This is a genomic window from Sciscionella marina DSM 45152 (assembly GCF_000379465.1).
GTDB lineage: Bacteria > Actinomycetota > Actinomycetes > Mycobacteriales > Pseudonocardiaceae > Sciscionella > Sciscionella marina.
In genome coordinates this window covers 540,036-558,285 of record NZ_KB905381.1, presented here as the reverse complement: position 1 = coordinate 558,285, position 18,250 = coordinate 540,036, and the positions used below count along the sequence as shown (strand labels likewise).

Here is an 18,250-nt window from a genome sequence, read left to right as displayed (position 1 = left end):
CCGCCGCGAGCAGGAGTCCGCGTGGCGATCTCCTGCGGGGCTCGGCGGCCAGGGTGATGGCGCGCCTTCGCCGCGTGCCAGCGGAACGGGAGTTGTCAGACGTGCCGCGCGGCCGAGGCGGTCCTGCGCAACGGCGAACGGGCCACCAGCGCCTTCGCGAACGGGGTGCGCAGCATCAGCTCCACGGCGATCACCGAGAGCAGCAGCGTGCTCAGGAACATGACCGCGCCACCCAGGATGCGGTTTCCGAAGAAGTTCGCCCATTGTTCGTGCAGCGGGGCCCACTGCAGGTTGACCATGAAGGGATGCACCGCGTAGACGCCGAAGGCGCGGATCGAGCCCCAGTCCACGATCCGGGCGAGCAGGCTGCCCGGTTTGCGGCGGGCGGCCCACCAGATGCAGAAGGCGTAGAGGCCGAGGATCGAACCGAGCGCCCAGGGCAGCACATCCGGATGCAGCGGGTTCGCCGCGACGTCCGGGGTGACCCCCTCGTTCACCCGGAGGAAGAACACGGTCAGCGATCCGGCGAGGCCGATGGCGAACGCCGCGCCGAACAGCCAGTAGTGCGCGGTGAGGAAGGCGCGGATCCGCTCGGCGTGCACCGCGAACAGGGCGCCCAGGATGCAGAACAGCGCGTAGCTCGGCAGGATCGAGGCCTGCATGGCCCACAGCTGCGTGCCGAGCACTCCGGGGGGCGCGGGCACGTAGCTGAACAGCAGCATGATGCCGACCTGCACGACCCCGGCGGCGAGCAGCAGCTTGCCATGGTGCCCTGCCGTCCGCCGCACCAGCCAGCGCAGCACCGGGAACAGCAGGTACATCTGCATGGAGACGAGCAGGAAGTACAGGTGGAACCAGCCGGTGCCCTGGAGCAGATTCAGGATCGTGGTCTGCAGCCCGGCCCACACCGATTCCGGGGTCTCGATGGTGGTGAAGGTCAGCACCGTGTAGATCAGCGTCCACACGACGTACGGCAGCACGATCGCGCCGAACCGGCGCCGATAGAAGGTGCTCGCCTTGGTGTCCTTGCGGTAGTAGCCGTGGAAGAGCACGAACGCGGTGATGAACACGAAGGAGTACCGCGTGAAGTGCATCAGCAGAGAGACCGCGCCCATATCGGGGGCATCCGGCGGATTCATCGCCCCGTAGGAGTGCACGAAGACCACGCAGGTGAAGGTCAGTACGCGCAACAGGTCGACGTTGTACATCCGGGCGCGCGGGCGCGCGCTCGATGCGGCCTGCGCCGTGTCGGGCGTGGACATGTCCTCCCCTGTGATTCCTGGGTGAACGAAGAGCGTTCCGTGACAAGGACGAAACGGACTCGGACAAGGTACTCCTTATCCCGGAGTACCCCGGCGCGCGGGTACACCGGCGGCCAGTGCGGCCGGGTACTCCGGCTGCCCTACGCTTGGGCGCACCAACCCCGAAATCATCCCCTACCCCGAGACGCAGACCCCGAAGATCAATGACTGCTGAGACACTGCCTGCCGAATTGCGCAGCGCGATCATGACCATCGCGCGGACCCCGCGCTTGCTGATCGCCTGCGATTACGACGGCACACTCGCGCCGATCGTGGAAAATCCCGAACACGCGCGGCCCTCATCCGAATCCGTCGGCGCGCTGCGCGCGCTCGCCGATCTGCACGAGACGACGACCGCGGTGATCTCCGGGCGGGCGTTGCGCGATCTGGCCACGCTCTCCCGGCTGCCGAGCGAGGTGCACCTCGTCGGCTCGCACGGCTCGGAGTTCGACGTCGGTTTCGTGCACGCCCTCGACGACGACGCCAGGGAACTGCACGCGCGCCTGCACCGCTCGCTCACCGAGCTCACCGCCGGGTATGCGGGCGTGCAGCTGGAGACGAAGCCCGCGAGCGTCGCGGTGCACGTGCGGCGCGCGAGCGAACAGGTCGCCGAGCAGGTGCTCACCGCGGTCCGCTCCGACCAGGCCACCTGGGGAGGCGTGCAGGTCACCGAGGGCAAGGCGGTGATCGAGCTCGCCGTGGTGCAGACCGACAAGGGCCGCGCGCTCGACGTGCTGCGCCGCAGGATCGGCGCGACCGCCGCGATCTTCATCGGCGACGACGTCACCGATGAGAAGGCCTTCGCCCGCCTTTCCGGGCCGGACCTCGGGATCAAGGTCGGTGAGGGCGAGAGCCGCGCCGAGTACCGGCTCCCGGACACCGCGGCCGTGTCCACCACCCTCGCGTTCATCCTCGAGGAGCGACAGAACTGGCTGTTCGGTGGGCGCGCGCCCGCGATCGAACGGCTCACCATGCTCGCCAACGAACGCTCGATCGCGCTGCTCACCCCGGACGCGCGGGTCTGCTGGATGTGCCACCCGGACCCGGACTCCCCCGCGGTGTTCGCCGATCTGCTCGGCGGATCCTCGGCCGGGCACTTCACGGTGCGCCCGGAACACGAGGGACTTCCGCTCGGCCAGCGCTACCTGCCGGGCACCATGACCACCGAGACCCGCTGGTCCCGGCTGCTCGTCACGGACTACCTCGACCACAACACCGGCCAGCACCGCACCGACCTGATCCGGGTGGTCAGCGGATCCACCAGGGCGGTCGTCGAGTTCGTCCCCCGGCCGGAGTTCGGCGGGGTACCGGTGCGGCTCGAACAGCACCCCGAAGGGCTGGCCGTGCTCGGCACCTCCGACCCGATCGTGCTGCGCGCGCCCGGGGTCCGGTTCGAGATCACCTCGGACGGGGCACACGAATCGGCCCGCGCGGTCATCGAACCGCGGGAGAACCGGCCGATCGTGTTCGAGCTGCGCTGCGGCACCACCGAGCTCGGCGAGCACGAGCTGCCCGAGGCCGAGCGGCGGGCCCGTTCGAACGCCTACGACAGCGAATGGCTCGCCGGGCTGAACCTGCCATCGGTGGAAACCGACCTCGCCGCGCGTTCCGCGCTGACCCTGCGCGGGCTGTGCGTCGCCGACACCGGCGGCATCATGGCCGCCGCGACGAGTTCGCTCCCCGAGGACATCGGCGGGGTGCGCAACTGGGACTACCGCTACTGCTGGATCCGGGACGGCTCGATGACCGCGAGCGCGCTGGTCTCCCTCGGTTCGACCGAAGAGGCCGAGCGGTTCCTGTCCTGGCTGCACGGAGTACTGGCCACGGTGCCCGGACCGGAACGGCTGCACCCGCTCTACGCGCTCAACGGGAGCACCCTGGGCGCCGAGGCGGTCATCGACACGCTTCCCGGGTACGCCGGTTCCCGCCCGGTCCGGGTCGGCAACCTCGCCAACCAGCAGGTCCAGCTCGACGTGTTCGGTCCGGTGGTGGAACTGGTCACCGCGCTCTCCGAGGTACGCGGCAAGCTCACCGATGACGACTGGCAGATGGTGCACGCCATGACCGAGGCCGTCGCGACCCGCTGGGACGAGCCCGATCACGGCATCTGGGAGGAGCGGGCGCGCCCACGGCACCACGTCTACTCCAAGGTGATGTGCTGGGTGACCATCGACAGGGCGCTGAAACTCGCCGAGCGCTACGACCGCGAGGTGGACCCGTCCTGGGTGGATCTGCGCGCCGAGATCGCCCTCGATGTCATCGAGAACGGCTGGAACGCGGAGAAGGACGCCTTCACCACCGCCTACGACGGTATCGACCTGGACGCGGCGACCCTGTTCGTCGGGCTCACCGGGCTGATCGACCCGAAGGACGAGCGGTTCGCCTCCACCGTCACCGCCACCGAGGCCGAGCTGCGTTCCGGCTCCACGGTCTACCGGTATCGCCGCGATGACGGGCTGCCCGGCGACGAGGGCGGATTCCACCTGTGCGCCGCGTGGATGGTGGAGTCCTACCTGCTCACCGGCAGGCACACGGAGGCCGAGGAGCTGTTCGAGCAGATCGTGGACTGCGCCGGTCCGACCGGTCTGCTTCCCGAGGAGTACGACCCGATCGCGGAGCGCTCCCTCGGGAACCACCCGCAGGCGTACTCGCACATCGGGCTGATCCGCTGTACCCAGCTGCTGGACGCCGCGCGCGACTGAGCCATGCCCCGGTGGGTGAGCCGTCCCGCTCACCCACCGGGTTCACTTGCGTTCAGCGAGCGCGTCGAGATCGACCGGGATCGTGGCGATGCCGTCGATGCGGATCGCCGAATCGCCGGTGTACTCACTCACGAGCTCGTATCCTCCTGGACCAAGCCTGTACGCGGACAGGGCCGTCTTCCCCCATGGCTCCACGATCCAGTAATGCGGAATCCCCACCTCGGCGTATTCGCTGAATTTGGTCACCCGATCGACCCTTCGGGTCCCCTCGGAAAGGACCTCGACCACCAGAAGTACATCGTAGGCACGGAATCGCGCCGGATTTGCGCTGGCGCTCTCGGTCGAGGTCACCGCGACATCGGGAACCCGGATCGTCAACGGCTCATCCGTCACCAGCACATCCACCTCGCCGAACGCGGACCAGTCGCGCGGCAGGTGTTCGTCAAGTAGCACGGCGAGCCGATTCACCACACGTTGATGAACCGGCATCGGCCTCGGTGTCATCATCAGTACCCCCTCGCTCACCTCGAGGCGCCGATGCTGGTCATCCTCGGGTAAGGCATCCCACTCGGCCAAGCCCAGCAGGCGGCCGAAGGGCAGCATCTCCGTCATCACGCATCACTTCCGCTTCGCCGGTGCCCTGCCATTCTGCACCACGCCCATCACCTCGCCCATCGAGGAGACCGGCAGCGCCTTGATGCCCGCCGGAATGTCCCCGCAGTCCGGCGGCACGAGTGCCTTCGTGAAACCGAGCCGGACGGCCTCGGCGAGCCGCCGGGAGATGTCCGGAACCCGGCGCACCTCACCGACGAGGCCGACCTCGCCGAGCGCGACGAGATCGGCGGGCAGCTCGATATCCTTTGCCGCGCTTGCGATCGCGAGTGCCACGGCCAGATCCGCCGCCGGTTCGCGCACCTTCATCCCGCCGACCGTCGCGGTGTACACATCCGAGCTCCCAAGCTGCACACCGCACCGCTTCTCGGTCACCGCGAGCACCATGGCCACCCGCGCGGAATCCAGGCCGCTGCACGCGCGCCGCGGATTGGCCAGCGTGCTCGGCGCGACGAGCGCCTGCACCTCGGCGAGCATCGGCCGCTTTCCTTCCACCACAACGGTTACCGCCGTACCGGGGGCCGCCTCCGTGTGCCGGGAGACGAACAGCCCGGAGGGGTCCGCGACGCCGTCGATGCCCCCGGCGACCAGTTCGAAACACCCCACCTCGTCGGCCGCGCCGAACCGGTTCTTCACCCCGCGCAGCAGCCGCAGCGTGGAATGCCGATCCCCCTCGAACTGCAGGACCGCGTCCACCAGGTGCTCCAGCACCCGCGGCCCGGCGATCGAGCCCTCCTTGGTGACGTGGCCGACGAGCACCACGGGCAGCCCGCGTTCCTTGGCGAGCGCGACGAGGGCCGCGGTCACCGCGCGCACCTGGGTCACCCCGCCGGGCACCCCGTCCACCTCCGCGGAGGCCACGGTCTGCACCGAGTCGAGGATCAGCAGCGAGGGCGCGACCGTGTCCACGTGCCCGAGCACCGCGGACAGTTCGCTCTCGGCGGCCAGATACATCCGATCGTGCAGCGCCCCGGTGCGTTCGGCGCGCAACCGGACCTGGCCGGCCGATTCCTCCCCGGTCACGTAGAGGGCGGTGCCGTTGCCCCGCGCCCACTGGTGCACCACTTCGAGCAGCAGGGTGGACTTGCCGACCCCCGGCTCCCCGGCGAGCAGCACGACAGCTCCGGGCACGATCCCGCCACCGAGCACCCGGTCGAGTTCCTCGATCCCGGTCTTGGTCACCGCGGTCTCGCTCGCGGCGATCGCGGTGATCGACCGCGCGGGTGAACTCGGGGCACCCGCGGAGATCTTGGTGACCGGGGCGGCGACACCGCGCTCCTCGATCGTGCCCCAAGCCTGACATTCCGGGCAGCGGCCGACCCATTTCGGGACTTCCATGCCGCACTCGGCGCACCGGTATGCCGCGCGCGCTACCTTGCCGTTCTTCGCCACATCGGGACCGTATCGCCCGGTACCGACAATTCCCCGGCCACATCCGTGCCGGGAACCGGTCTCGGCTCGGCTCAGCCGTTCGCCTGGTTGTCGTAGGGCGCGCCGATCGGCACCTGCACCGTCCCGCTGCCCGCCTTCGCGAACTGGAACCGCACCGGGACCGTGACCCCTGGCCGCAGCGCGGGCTTGGTCAAACCGGTCAGGTCGATGCTGACCTCACCCGGCTGCGCGGGCGTGTTCGCCGCACTCGGTGCGTTGCTCGCACTCGGTGCGTTCGAGGCACTCGAGGCCGGGGTCTTCTGGCCGTCCGGGTCCACGCCGGAGCGCAGCGCGGTCCGCGCGGGCAGTTCCTTGCTGCCGTCGATCCGTGAGCCGCTGAACAGCGGACTCGAGACGTTCACCAGCTTGTCGTCCTGACCTGCGTTGTTCACGATGGTCAGCACCAGCCGGGCATCGGAGCCCTGCTTGTAGGCGGCCTGGTTGCCACCGCCGGGGTAGGCCAGCTGCGCGTCCCGGATCGCCACCGTGCCGATCTCGTCCATCGCCCCGTTCACCGCGGCGGCTTGAGTGTCGGTCTGGGTGATCTGACCCGAACCACAACCACCGAGCACGAGTCCGATGCCGACCGCGGCGACGGCCACCGTCATCCGCGCCTTGCCCACCGAGCGCATACCCACTGAGACCCCACTCATTCCTGGCAGCAGCCTTCCTGATCCGTCGCTCTGGTCCCGGTCACCCGGAACCACCGACGCCGCAAGGGTAACCGGCTCGTTCCGGCGCGCGCGCACGGGCACCTCCTGGCCCGCTCCGCGGTGTCCACAGTGGACCTCGATCCACCGGCGAGGCCCCTGTCAAGCACACGAATCCGCGATTTGTCAACCCCTTGACCTGCAAGGACGAAGCCGGACCCAGTTCCGGTCGCCTGAGAAGCGTGTTAATATGGAAACAGCGAAAGGGGCAGAGGACACATGGTTTTCAAGGTCGGAGAGACTGTCGTCTACCCGCATCACGGTGCCGCGCTCATCGAAGCAATTGAGACTAGAGTCATCAAGGGCGAAGAGAAGCAGTACCTGGTGCTCAAGGTCGCCCAAGGAGATCTCACCGTACGCGTTCCAGCAGACAATGCCGAGGTGGTCGGCGTCCGGGACGTCGTTGGGCAGGACGGCCTCAACCACGTTTTCGAGGTGCTTCGCGCGCCGCATTCGGAGGAACCGACGAACTGGTCACGGCGGTTCAAGGGCAACGGGGAAAAGCTCGCCTCCGGAGATGTCAACAAGATCGCCGAGGTCGTCCGCGACCTGTGGCGGCGCGAGCAGAACCGCGGCCTTTCCGCAGGTGAGAAGCGCATGCTCGCGAAGGCACGGCAGATCCTCGTCGGAGAGCTCGCGCTCGCCGAGGGCACGGACGAGGGCAAGGCCGAGGTCCTGCTCGACGAGGTGCTCGCGACGGCGGTGTGAGCACCGTAGCGCTGGTCCCGGCGGCCGGCCGGGGGGAACGGCTCGGCGCCGGGATGCCCAAGGCGCTGGTGCCCGTCGCCCGGGTACCGATGTTGTCCAGGGCGGTGCGCGGGTTACTCGCTTCGGGTCGGATCGACCGGGTCATCGTCGCGGCCCCACCGGATCATCTACGCGCGATGACCGAACTCGTCGGCGGTTCCCGGGTCCAGGTACTCCGGGGCGGCGCGGACCGTACCGATTCGGTCCGGCTCGCCCTGGAAGCGGCCGGTGACGCGGAACGGGTACTCGTGCACGACGCCGCCCGCGCCTTCACCCCCGCTCCGGTCATCACCGCGGTCGTGGACCGGCTGCGCGCCGGAGCCCGCGCCGTCATCCCCGTCCTACCGGTCACCGATACGGTGAAACGGGTCGAACAGGACGGCCGGGTCAGTGCGACCGTGGACCGATCGGCACTGCGCGCGGTGCAGACCCCGCAGGGTTTCGCCGCCGAGATATTGCGTGCGGCCTACGAGCACGACGGCGGGGCGCTCACCGACGACGCGGGCCTGGTGGAGCGCATGGGGGTCACCGTGCACACCGTTCCGGGCCATCCACACGCGTTGAAGATCACCACCCCGTTCGACCTCGCGATCGCGGAATCCGTGCTCGCCAGAAGGATTGCGCCCGATGCCTGAGGAATTGTTGCCGCGCACCGGAATCGGCACCGATGTGCACCGCGTGGAGCAGGGCAGGGAATGCTGGATCGCCGGGCTGTTCTGGCCGGGTGAGCACGGGTGCGCGGGCCATTCGGACGGGGATGTCGCCGCGCACGCGATCGTGGACGCGGTACTGTCCGCGTCCGGACTCGGCGATATCGGCGGCCTGTTCGGCACCGATGACCCGCGCAGGCACGGTGCGCGTGGCGTCGAATTTCTCACCGAAGCGGCCGGACACGTTCGCGCACAAGGGTTTCGGATCGGCAATGCCACGGTGCAGGTGATCGGCAACCACCCGAGGATCGGCACCAGGCGCGCGGAGGCACAGGAGGCGCTCGGCACCGCGCTCGGCGCCCCGGTCTCAGTGACTGGGACGACGACCGATGGGCTCGGGCTGACCGGACGGGGCGAGGGCATCGCGGCCGTCGCCTCGGCGATCGTGCTGGGATAACATCAGGCTCATGCCGATTCTCAACGAGGCAGTGCGCGCGATCATCGATGGCAGGAATTACGCGACCGTGGCGACCGTGAATCCGGACGGAAGCCCGCAGACCTCGGTCGTCTGGTGCGAACGCGATGGTGATGATCTGCTTTTCTCCACCATAAAAGGGCGCCGCAAAACCCGTAATATGGAACGCGATCCACGAGTGAGCATCTCGATTCTCGACAGCACCGATCCGTACCAGTACGCGGAATTGCGCGGCACCGTCACCATCACAACCGAAGGCGGCCGCGAGCTCATCGACAAGCTCTCGAATGCCTATCAGGGCGCGGATTTCCGCGCCGACCCCGAGGGAACGATTCGCGTCGTCGTCCGGCTCACCCCGGAAAAGGTCACCGGTCACGCGGCATGACCGAAACGAGTGCGGCGCGGCCGCGAATGGGCCGGATCGCGGTTGCAAGTTTCATCGGAACCGCGATCGAGTTCTACGACTTCTATCTGTACGCGACCGCGTCCGCGCTGGTGATCGACAAACAATTCTTCCCGAATCTCGGCGCGACGGTCGGCCAGCTCGCCGCGTTCTCCACATTCGCGGTCGCGTTCATCGCCCGCCCGCTCGGCTCCCTTTTCTTCGGCCATTTCGGGGACCGTATCGGGCGGAAGTCGATGCTGATCGCCTCACTGCTGACCATGGGGGTCTCCACCGTCGCGATCGGACTGGTCCCCGGCTACGCCACGATCGGCATCGCCGCTCCGATCCTGCTCGTGGTGCTCCGCTTCGCCCAGGGCATCGGCCTCGGCGGGGAATGGGGCGGCGCGGCGCTGCTCGCCGCCGAGCACGCCCCGAAGGGTAAACGCGGCTGGTACGGCATGTACCCGCAGCTCGGCCCCTCCATCGGGTTCTTCTTCGCCAGCGGCGGATTCCTGCTGCTGTCCGCGACCATGGACGAGTCCACCTTCAACGCCTGGGGCTGGCGGGTTCCGTTCCTCGCTTCGGCCCTGTTGGTGCTGGTCGGCCTGTTCGTGCGGCTGCGGATCGCCGAGACCCCGGAATTCTCGAAGGTGCTCGACTCCGGCGACCGCGCGCGGATGCCGCTGGTGGAGATGGCGCGCAGGGCACCGTGGCGGCTGCTCGGCGGTTCCGGGGCGATCGTGGTCTGCTACGTGCTCTTCTACACCGCGACCACCTTCTGCATCTCCTACGGCACAAGCGAACTGCACCTTTCCAAACAGACGATGCTGACCTGCGCGATCATCGCGGTCTGGGCGATGGCGCTGGCCACGATCGGTTCGAGCATCGCCAGCGACCGGTTCTCCCGCCGTTCGGTGCTGATCGTCGGCTGCGGCTACGCCGTGCTCGTCGGGCTGGTCATGTTCCCGCTCATCGACACCGGCAACCCGGTGCTGATCTGCGTGGCGCTCGCACTCGCACTGGCCGGGATGGGCTGGACCTACGGGCCGCTCGGCGCCTACCTGCCCGAGCTGTTCGCGGTGCGCTACCGGTACTCGGCCTCCTCCTTCGCTTACAACCTGGGCGGGGTGCTCGGCGGCGCGCTCGCCCCGAACCTGGCGACCCTGCTGTTCGCGGCGTACGGCGGGTTCTCCGTCGGCCTCTACGTCGCGGGCGCCGCGGTGCTCTCGCTCGTCTGTGTGATCGCGCTACCGGCGGTCGGCAGGACCGCGAAGGACCGGGTTCACGTAGCATCGGAATCGTGATCGAAGCTGCGCTCATCGACTTTTCCGGCACCCTTTTCCGACTCGATTACACCGAGGAATCACTGACGGCAATGCTCGGCGAGCACGCCGCGGTCATGGACACCGAACGCAAGGTGGAGCTGCTCCGCAAACTCACCGCCCCGGTCGGTGAGCCCAAGGAACTCACCGAATCCGAGCTCGACGACTGGCGCCGCCGTGACCTCGATCCGGAGGCACACCGCAGGGCCAATGTGGCCATCCTGGAGTGGTCCGGGCTCGCCCCGGACGAGGCCGTGCACCTGTACGAGGGCATGCTGCTGGACGCCAACTGGCACGCCTACCCGGACACCGCCGAGGCGCTCGGGCTGCTGCACGAGCACGGCATCCCGGTCGCCGTGGTCAGCAACATCGCCTGGGACATCCGTTCCTGCTTCGAGCTCGCCGGGGTGGACCGATTCATCGATGCCTACGTGCTCTCCTTCGAGCACGGCGTGGAGAAGCCGGACGAGGAGATCTTCCGCATCGCCACCGGCAAGCTCGGCGTCGACCCGGAAAACGCGCTGATGATCGGCGACTCGGAGGCGGCGGACGGCGGGGCCCGGGCACTCGGTACCCGGTTCGCGAGGGTGGAACCGCTGCCGACCGCGCAACGCCCGGACGCCCTGTCACGCATCGTGCGCGAAGAATTGGGCAGGTAACGGGGCGGGCACCCCTAGCCCGTACCATCGTGGCGTGACGCTGCACATATACGACACCGGAGCAAGGGCACTGCGGGAGTTCGTCCCCGCGCGCGAGGACCGGACGTCGATCTATGTCTGTGGGCCGACCCCGCAGGGCGCACCGCACATCGGTCACGTACGCGGCGCGCTGAACTACGACGTGCTGCGCCGCTGGCTGGCCCGCGACGGCGCGGACGTGCTGCTCGTCCGCAATGTCACCGATATCGACGACAAGATCCTCAACCGCGCCGCGGAGGCCGGGCGGCCGTGGTGGGAGTGGGCGGCCACGCACGAGCGCGCCTTCGAAGAGTCCTATGCCGCGCTCGGCTGCCTTCCCGCCTCGCTCGCCCCGCGCGCGACCGGGCACATCACGCAGATGGTCGAGCTGATGCAGCGGCTCATCGATGCGGGCTGCGCCTACGCCTCCGGTGGCGACGTGTACTTCTCCGTCGAGGCCTTCCCGGGGTACGGCGCGCTTTCCGGGCAGCGGCTCGAAGAGATGCAACAGGGCGAGAGCGCGGCGTCCGGTAAGAAGGACCCACGCGATTTCACCCTGTGGAAAGCGAGCAAGCCGGGTGAACCGTCCTGGCCGACCCCGTGGGGACCGGGCAGGCCGGGCTGGCATCTCGAATGCTCGGCGATGGCGACGGTCTACCTCGGCGAGACCTTCGATATCCACGGCGGCGGGGTCGACCTGATCTTCCCGCATCATGAGAACGAGCTGGCCCAGTCCCGCGCGGCCGGGGACGGTTTCGCCCGGTACTGGATGCACAACGCCTGGGTGACCCTCTCCGGCGAGAAGATGTCCAAATCGCTCGGGAACGTGGTCTCGATCCCGGCGATGCTCGAGCACACCCGCCCGCAAGAACTGCGCTACTATCTGATCTCCGCGCACTACCGCTCCACTATCGAGTACTCCCCCGAGGCACTCGAGGACGCGGTCTCCGGATACCGGAGGCTGGAGTCCTTCCTGCGCCGGGCGGCCGGCCGGATCGGCTCGGTGGCCAGGGGCGAACTGCCCGGCGAGTTCATCGCGGCCATGGACGACGATCTGGGCACTCCGAAGGCGTTCGGGGTCGCGCACTCGGTGACCCGCGAAGGCAATGCCGCACTCGAATCCGGCGACGAAGCGGGAGCACGCGCGGCCGCCGGATCGGTGCGCGCCATGCTCGACGTGCTCGGCCTCGACCCCTTCGATGAACAGTGGGCCGAGCGCGGGGCGCAGCAGGCGGCCCATTCCGCGCTCGGCACCCTCGTCGATGGCCTGCTCGAACGGCGCGCGAAAGCCCGCTCCGAACGGGATTTCGCCACCGCCGACCTGGTGCGTGACCAGCTGACCGACGCGGGCATCGCCGTGGAGGACACCCCCGACGGTCCACAGTGGACATTTAAGGACTGAATACATGCCAGGCAATTCACCGCGCAAGGCGACGCGTAAACCCGGTACCAAGAAGGGCGCCGTCGTCGGAAGCGGCGGTCAGCGGCGCAAGGGTCTCGAGGGCAAAGGGCCGACCCCCAAGGCGAAAGACCGCGTCGGACATCCGGCCGCGCGCCAAGCGAAAGCCGCCGCGAACGCCGCCGAGGCCGACCGCAAACGGCGCAAGTCCGCCGAATCCGCGCCGGAACTCGTCGCCGGGCGCAACCCGGTCGTGGAGTGCCTGCGCGCGCAGACCCCGGCGAGTGCGCTGTACGTGGCCCAGGGCGTGGACATCGACGACCGGGTCAACGAATCCGTGCGGATCGCGGGCGACCACGGCATTTCCGTGCTCGAGGTGAGCCGCGCCGAACTGGACCGGCTCACCGGCGGCGCGCTGCACCAGGGCCTCGCGCTCCAGGTCCCGCCGTACGACTACGCGCACCCCGACGATCTGCTGCAGGCCGCGGCCGATTCCGGGGAGCCGCCGCTGCTCGTCGCGCTGGACGGGGTCACCGATCCGCGCAATCTGGGCGCCGTGGTGCGCTCCGCGGCGGCATTCGGTGCGCACGGGGTGCTGCTGCCACAGCGGCGCTCGGCGTCCATGACGGCGGTCGCCTGGCGCACCAGTGCGGGCGCGGCCGCGCGGATCCGGATCGCCAAGGCCACCAACCTGACCCGCCAGCTCAAGGAATGGGCCAAGGAAGGCCTGATGATCGCCGGGCTGGACGCGGACGGGGACACCGATATCGACGGGCTGCACCTGGCCGCCGATCCGCTGGTCGTCGTGGTCGGTTCCGAAGGGCGCGGGCTTTCCAGGCTGGTCCGGGAAACCTGCGACACCCGGGTCTCGATCCCCATGGCCGCCGGAGTCGAATCGCTCAACGCCTCGGTCGCGGGGGCCGTGCTGCTCGCCGAAGTGGCCAGGTTGCGCCGCGTCGCCGGACGTGTGTAGTTCCACACCCGCAGCGCTACGGAGCGGGTTAGAGTCTACGGGGCCATAAGCACCACAGGGAGCCTCGTACCGATGTATTTCTCCAGTCCGCTCTTCCTGTGGTATTTCCTGCCCGCGGTGCTGATCGCGGTGCTCGTGCTGCCGCGCAGCTGGCGCAACGGCATCATCGCGATCGCGAGCCTGTTTTTCTACACCAGTGGCGCGGGCGCAGGCGTGCTGCTGCTCCTGGCCTGCATGGTGGTGAACTACTTCGCGGGCAGGCTGCTCGAACCGCGCGACGAGCCTTTCGGCAGAGACAACCGGCACGCGCTGCTCGCCGCGACGATCACGGTGGACATCGGCGTGCTGGCGATCTGGAAGTACGCCGGATTCGCCACCCAGCAGTTCGCCGATCTCGCCAAGCTGTTCGGCGGGGACTTCCCGATCGCGCACATCGCGCTGCCGATCGGGATCTCCTTCTACACCTTCCACCACATCTCCTACATCGTCGACATCTACCGCGGCGAACGCAGGGCCCTGCGCAATCCGGTCTCCTTCGCCATGTACATCGCTATGTTCCCGCAGCTGATCGCCGGGCCGATCGTGCGCTACCGGGAGATCGCCGACCAGCTGCCGCAGCGGCGCACCCATCGCCTCGACGACATCGCGGCCGGGTTCCCCCGGTTCGCCTTCGGCCTGTGCAAGAAGGTCATCGTCGCCGACTCCATCGGCCCCTTCGTGGACAAGTGCTTCGACACCCCGCCGGGCAACATGACCTTCGCGATCGCCTGGCTCGGCGCGATCGGTTACACCATCCAGCTCTACTTCGACTTCTCCGGTTACTCCGATATGGCCATCGGACTCGGCCGGATGCTCGGCCTGCGGTTGCCGGAGAACTTCGCGCGGCCCTACTCCTCGACCACGATCACCGAATTCTGGCGCCGCTGGCACATGTCGCTTTCCCGCTGGTTCCGCGACTACGTCTACATCCCGCTCGGCGGCAACCGGCACGGCAAAGCGCGCACCTACCGCAACCTCGCCATCGTCTTCGTGCTCACCGGGTTCTGGCACGGCGCCAACTGGACCTTTCTGGTCTGGGGCATATTCCACGGACTGCTGCTCATCATCGAACGCCTCGGCGGCTGGCAGGAAGTGCGCGGCGCCAACCCCGTGCCTTACATCCTGCGCCGGGTACTGACCCTGCTGCTCGTCGTCATCGGCTGGGTCATCTTCAAATCCCACGACATCGGTTCCGCGTTCGTCATGATCGGGCACCTGTTCGCGCCCGACACCGAAGGGCTCACCGGAATCGTCGGCGCCGCCCTGACCAACCAACGGCTCACCATCGGCATCCTCGCGCTCGCCGTGTTCTTTCTGCCCAAACAGCCGATCACCGGGATATTCCTCGAATCCGGGCGCAGCGTGGTCGCGAACACCGCGCGCGTCGGCATCATGACCGCGGGGCTGGCCTACTCGTTCATCCTGATCGCCTCGGGGACGTTCAGCCCGTTCCTCTACTACCAGTTCTGAGCGGTGAAATGTGCTTCCGTCCGAGGATCATGTGGCTGCGCCGAACCGCCAACACGACAGTGCGGCCGCACTCGCGCGTTCACGACACCGGTGGCGATCGATGTGATCGCCACCGGTGGGTTTGCCTTGTGCGAGCACGGAAAACGGGCGCGCTGAACCAGCCACTAGCCATTCTGCATCAGCTGTTCGGCCAGCAGCGCGAGACCGATCAGGATCATCGCGACCCCGGATATCCGGCTGATCGCCCGCGCCGATCGCGGCTTGGCGCCGAGCACGTCACGGGCAAGCAGCACGCCAGTGCGCCTGGCGGCTGAGGAACTGTGGCAGCACGGCGAGATAGAGCATCAGCGCCTTGAGATTGGGTCCGCTGACCCCGGCACCGCGCAGCAGCACACCGCCCGGGGAACCAGGTCCGCGGGCCTCTTCGGTGTTCGCGGTTCCGGGGCGGACGAGGGTCTGCACGCCGAGCAGCAGCAGATACCCCGCTCCGGCGACGGTGAGCGCGGCGAGCAGACCGGGATTGGCGGCGAGGAGTGCGGCGAGCCCGAGCACCACGAGCAAGGTGTGCCGATGTACCCGAGCAACAGTCCGCCGACCGCCGGGGTGACGAAGCGGCCGCCCGGCCCCGCTGCGATCGCGTAGACCCGATCCGCACCGGGCGTCAGCACCAGTAGTACGTCCACTGCGCGGAAGGCGCCGAGCATGCCTGCGTTCACCGCGCTCCTACCTTTCTCCGCACGAGGTGAGACTAGGCCGGTTTACCCGGAAGATGGATGCGAATCGATGAGCCATCCGAGCCATGATGGGTAGAATTTTGCGCATGGATGCCGTTGACGAGAGGATCCTTGCGGAGCTGCAGCAGGATGGCAGGCTGACGGTGACCGAGCTGGCCGAACGGGTCGATCTGTCCGCCTCGCCCGCCCATCGCAGGCTGCGCGAGCTCGAACGCTCCGGCGCGATCCGCGGCTATCAGGCGATCGTGGACGCGGACGCGCTCGGGCTCGGTTTCGAGGCGCTGGTGTTCATCACGATGCGGCTGGAGGACCGGGACACGGTGGACCGGTTCGAGTCCGCGCTCACCGAGGTGCCGCATCTCCAGCAGGCACAACGGCTATTCGGTGATCCGGACTATCTGCTGCGCGTGCTGAGCACGGATCTCGCCGCCTACCAACGACTCTACGATGAGCACCTCGCCACGCTCCCCGGGGTGCAGCACATCACATCCACGCTGGTGATGAAGCAGGTCGTCGCCGAGCGTCCGCTACGAAGGCATTGAACCGACCGTGCAGGAGTGCCATGACGACACCGAACGGGGTCGGGCTGACCTCGGTACTGGTCGCCGAGGCACGGGCACGAGAATCGCAGCGCGCCGACCGGCTCTTCGCTGATCCGTTCGCGCAACGGTTCGTGGACGCCTCCGAGTGGCGGCCGAGCGCGGAGACCAGGCGTATCGCCGCGGACCGCTACGGACTCGCCTGGGTCAGCGTGCGCACCCGCTTCCTCGACGATGTGGTCCGCGAGGCCCTGGACGGCGGCTGCACGCAGGTGGTCCTGCTCGGCGCGGGCCTGGACACCCGCGCGCTGCGGCTGGGGATCGAGGCTCCGGTGTTCGAACTGGACACCGAGGAGGTGCACGCGTTCAGGCGCTCGGTGCTGCACGAGCCCTCGAGCAGGGTCGAGATCGTCGCCGATCTGCGCAGGGACTGGCCGGATGCCTTGCGCGCCTTGGGATTCCGTGATGACCAGCGGACCGCCTGGATCGCCGAGGGGGTGCTGCTCTATCTGAGCGCTGCCGAGGTGGACGCCGCGCTGACGCAGGTGAGCGCGCTGTCCGCCCCAGACAGCGTCTTCGGCGCCACCCTCACCCCGGCCGGGTACCGCGACCGGATCGAGACACCGGCCGATCCGGACGGCGGTCCGATGGCCCCCGGCAATGTCGCGGCCATATGTGGCGTTCCGACGGTCCGGCGGACCCGGCCGGATGGTTCGCCGGGTTCGGCTGGCGGGCCACGGTTTTCCGGCCCGGAGAACGGGCGCGGGTCTATGGGCGGAACTTCCCGGACAATCCCGATCCGAACCGGACACTCGTCTCGGCCGTGCGGGAGACACCGGCCCCGCGTCCGGACACCGGCACGCCACGCTAACCTCACGAACACGAGAAACGCAGGGAGGTGCGGTGCTTACCGAGATCGCCACGGCGCCCCTGCTCTATCTCGCCTTCCCGGTGCTCGGCGCGCTCGCCGGGTTCATCGCGCTCTCCCTCGGCTGGTTCCTCGCCTACAGCCTGGACCGGCATTCGGTGCTCACCTCGCGGGCAGGGTCGATCGCGACCCGCATCGCGCACCTGGTAGCCACGGAGCTCAGCGCGCAGGAGCTGCTGTCCCGCATCGACCCGGAGACGGTGGCCGCGCGGCTGGACGGCCCGCTGCGCAAACTGGTCGACGAGACCACGGTCGAGCTGATGCAGCGGCACAAACCGGACCTGTGGGAGCTGCTGCCGCTGCGGTTCAAGCGCGTGGTGATCGAACGGGCCCGAGACCGGGCGCCCGAGCTGGCCAGCGCGGTACTGGCCGCGCTCGAGGCGGATGCCGGGGACGTGCTCGAGCTCGAGCCGCTCATCCTGCGGGTACTCAGCGAGGATCCGGTGCTGCTCGCCAGGATCGGCCGGGAGTTGAGTACACCGATCCGGAACGCGACCACCCGTCGCGGAACACTGTTCTCGTTTCTGATCGGTGTTCTGGAAATCCCGCTCGTCGCCGGTACCCACTCCGCGCCGGCCGCCGCGCTCGCCCCGCTCGTGCTCGTTCCCGCGGCCCGCTGGCTTGCCGGGCTGCGGCTGTCGGCGGATCTGGAACACAACCGGGCGCGGATCGCGGCTGCGCTCGGCGAACGCATCGCCGATCCGGTGCTCGGCTTCGGCAACATCATCACCGAACTCGTCTCCGGCCCGCGCAGCGAACGGGTGCGCCAGCTGGTCCGCAGGGAAGTCACCTCGGCCATCGACGCGCAGACCAGCGTGGCGAAACCGCTCGTCTCCGCCGCGCTCGGCGCGAACAAGTTCCAGCACATCAAGCGCGGGGCCGCGGAACGCGCGCTGTCCGGGGCGCCGACGCTCACCAGGCTCGTGGACGAGTACGCCGAGGAGTCCATGCAGGTGCGCGCCGCGCTCGCGTTCCGGCTGCGGCGCACTCCGGTGGACCGGCTCGAGCCACCGTTCCGCGCGGTGCTCGCCGCGGCACGGGCACGCTGCTACCTGATCGCCGTGCTCATCGGTCTTGTGCTCGGCGGGGCACAGTTCGCGATCACCGCGGGAATGCCTGGCGTATCCTGATCCGATGATTCCCGCGACCGGGCCAT

The 18,250-nt window shown here is 68.6% G+C and carries 19 protein-coding genes and 1 pseudogene; 14 read left to right on the top strand and 6 right to left on the bottom strand.

Features of this window, described 5'->3' with window-relative positions; genetic code table 11:
- Positions 1 to 95: 95 nt before the first annotated feature.
- Positions 96 to 1,262, bottom strand: coding sequence for an acyltransferase (locus A37U_RS0108575; RefSeq protein WP_020496216.1), 1,167 nt, complete (start codon positions 1,260 to 1,262; stop codon positions 96 to 98).
- Between the two features lie 203 nt (positions 1,263 to 1,465).
- Here A37U_RS0108575 and otsB point away from each other — a divergent pair, with 203 nt between their 5' ends.
- Positions 1,466 to 4,003 (top strand): trehalose-phosphatase, encoded by a 2,538-nt coding sequence (gene otsB / locus A37U_RS0108570; RefSeq protein ID WP_020496215.1) that lies wholly within the window; start codon positions 1,466 to 1,468, stop codon positions 4,001 to 4,003.
- A gap of 42 nt (positions 4,004 to 4,045) precedes the next feature.
- Here the strand turns inward: otsB and A37U_RS0108565 are convergent, their stop codons facing one another.
- The 3 genes from A37U_RS0108565 to A37U_RS0108555 all read right to left on the bottom strand — a co-directional run bounded on the left by A37U_RS0108565 (position 4,046) and on the right by A37U_RS0108555 (position 6,699).
- A complete protein-coding gene (locus A37U_RS0108565) occupies positions 4,046 to 4,615 on the bottom strand; it encodes a Uma2 family endonuclease (RefSeq protein WP_020496214.1) in 570 nt (189 codons plus the stop codon).
- 6 nt (positions 4,616 to 4,621) lie between these two features.
- On the bottom strand, positions 4,622 to 6,007 hold the full coding sequence (gene radA, locus A37U_RS0108560; protein WP_026196999.1) for a DNA repair protein RadA: 1,386 nt from the start codon (positions 6,005 to 6,007) through the stop codon (positions 4,622 to 4,624).
- A gap of 71 nt (positions 6,008 to 6,078) precedes the next feature.
- Entirely contained in the window at positions 6,079 to 6,699 is a 621-nt protein-coding gene (locus A37U_RS0108555; protein ID WP_240437518.1) for a copper chaperone PCu(A)C domain-containing protein, read from the bottom strand.
- A 276-nt stretch (positions 6,700 to 6,975) separates the two neighbouring features.
- On the opposite strand from A37U_RS0108555, the gene A37U_RS0108550 reads away from it, so the two are divergent.
- The 9 genes from A37U_RS0108550 to A37U_RS0108510 all read left to right on the top strand — a co-directional run bounded on the left by A37U_RS0108550 (position 6,976) and on the right by A37U_RS0108510 (position 14,893).
- Complete coding sequence (locus A37U_RS0108550; protein WP_020496211.1) at positions 6,976 to 7,464, top strand: CarD family transcriptional regulator; 489 nt, start codon at positions 6,976 to 6,978, stop codon at positions 7,462 to 7,464.
- Entirely contained in the window at positions 7,461 to 8,138 is a 678-nt protein-coding gene (gene ispD / locus A37U_RS0108545) for a 2-C-methyl-D-erythritol 4-phosphate cytidylyltransferase (protein ID WP_020496210.1), read from the top strand. The genes A37U_RS0108550 and ispD overlap by 4 nt, the downstream gene beginning before the upstream one ends.
- On the top strand, positions 8,131 to 8,610 hold the full coding sequence (ispF, locus tag A37U_RS0108540) for a 2-C-methyl-D-erythritol 2,4-cyclodiphosphate synthase (RefSeq protein WP_020496209.1): 480 nt from the start codon (positions 8,131 to 8,133) through the stop codon (positions 8,608 to 8,610). The genes ispD and ispF overlap by 8 nt, the downstream gene beginning before the upstream one ends.
- Positions 8,611 to 8,620: 10 nt before the next feature.
- On the top strand, positions 8,621 to 9,013 hold the full coding sequence (locus A37U_RS0108535; protein WP_020496208.1) for a PPOX class F420-dependent oxidoreductase: 393 nt from the start codon (positions 8,621 to 8,623) through the stop codon (positions 9,011 to 9,013).
- Positions 9,010 to 10,317: an MFS transporter gene (locus A37U_RS0108530; RefSeq protein ID WP_157182692.1), complete on the top strand. Its 1,308-nt coding sequence runs from the start codon at positions 9,010 to 9,012 to the stop codon at positions 10,315 to 10,317. Before A37U_RS0108535 ends, A37U_RS0108530 begins: the two co-directional genes overlap by 4 nt.
- Complete coding sequence (locus A37U_RS0108525) at positions 10,314 to 10,994, top strand: HAD family hydrolase (RefSeq protein ID WP_020496206.1); 681 nt, start codon at positions 10,314 to 10,316, stop codon at positions 10,992 to 10,994. Before A37U_RS0108530 ends, A37U_RS0108525 begins: the two co-directional genes overlap by 4 nt.
- A 34-nt stretch (positions 10,995 to 11,028) precedes the next feature.
- Entirely contained in the window at positions 11,029 to 12,414 is a 1,386-nt protein-coding gene (cysS, locus tag A37U_RS0108520; RefSeq protein ID WP_020496205.1) for a cysteine--tRNA ligase, read from the top strand.
- Between the two features lie 4 nt (positions 12,415 to 12,418).
- Positions 12,419 to 13,384 (top strand): 23S rRNA (guanosine(2251)-2'-O)-methyltransferase RlmB, encoded by a 966-nt coding sequence (rlmB, locus tag A37U_RS0108515; protein WP_020496204.1) that lies wholly within the window; start codon positions 12,419 to 12,421, stop codon positions 13,382 to 13,384.
- 72 nt (positions 13,385 to 13,456) lie between these two features.
- Complete coding sequence (locus A37U_RS0108510) at positions 13,457 to 14,893, top strand: MBOAT family O-acyltransferase (protein WP_020496203.1); 1,437 nt, start codon at positions 13,457 to 13,459, stop codon at positions 14,891 to 14,893.
- Between the two features lie 164 nt (positions 14,894 to 15,057).
- On the opposite strand, the gene A37U_RS54370 is transcribed toward A37U_RS0108510, so the two are convergent.
- The gene (locus A37U_RS54370; protein ID WP_276140477.1) at positions 15,058 to 15,186 is read right to left on the bottom strand and encodes a hypothetical protein; all 129 of its coding nucleotides are present in this window, start codon (positions 15,184 to 15,186) and stop codon (positions 15,058 to 15,060) included.
- Positions 15,170 to 15,448 carry a LysE family transporter gene (locus A37U_RS52830; protein WP_240437535.1) on the bottom strand — a complete coding sequence of 93 codons (279 nt, stop codon included), beginning with the start codon at positions 15,446 to 15,448 and terminating at the stop codon, positions 15,170 to 15,172. Before A37U_RS52830 ends, A37U_RS54370 begins: the two co-directional genes overlap by 17 nt.
- Positions 15,449 to 15,713: 265 nt before the next feature.
- Here A37U_RS52830 and A37U_RS0108500 point away from each other — a divergent pair, with 265 nt between their 5' ends.
- From A37U_RS0108500 to A37U_RS53460, 4 genes and pseudogenes are all read left to right on the top strand, one after another.
- Positions 15,714 to 16,169, top strand: a complete 456-nt coding sequence (locus A37U_RS0108500; RefSeq protein ID WP_020496202.1) for an Lrp/AsnC family transcriptional regulator — start codon at positions 15,714 to 15,716, stop codon at positions 16,167 to 16,169.
- Between the two features lie 20 nt (positions 16,170 to 16,189).
- Positions 16,190 to 16,753, top strand: a pseudogene (locus A37U_RS54810) (SAM-dependent methyltransferase); the annotation flags it as partial.
- Positions 16,754 to 16,839: 86 nt separating this feature from the next.
- Positions 16,840 to 17,037, top strand: coding sequence for a hypothetical protein (locus tag A37U_RS53465; RefSeq protein WP_020496201.1), 198 nt, complete (start codon positions 16,840 to 16,842; stop codon positions 17,035 to 17,037).
- A gap of 32 nt (positions 17,038 to 17,069) precedes the next feature.
- Positions 17,070 to 18,224 (top strand): hypothetical protein, encoded by a 1,155-nt coding sequence (locus A37U_RS53460; protein ID WP_020496200.1) that lies wholly within the window; start codon positions 17,070 to 17,072, stop codon positions 18,222 to 18,224.
- Positions 18,225 to 18,250: the final 26 nt, after the last annotated feature.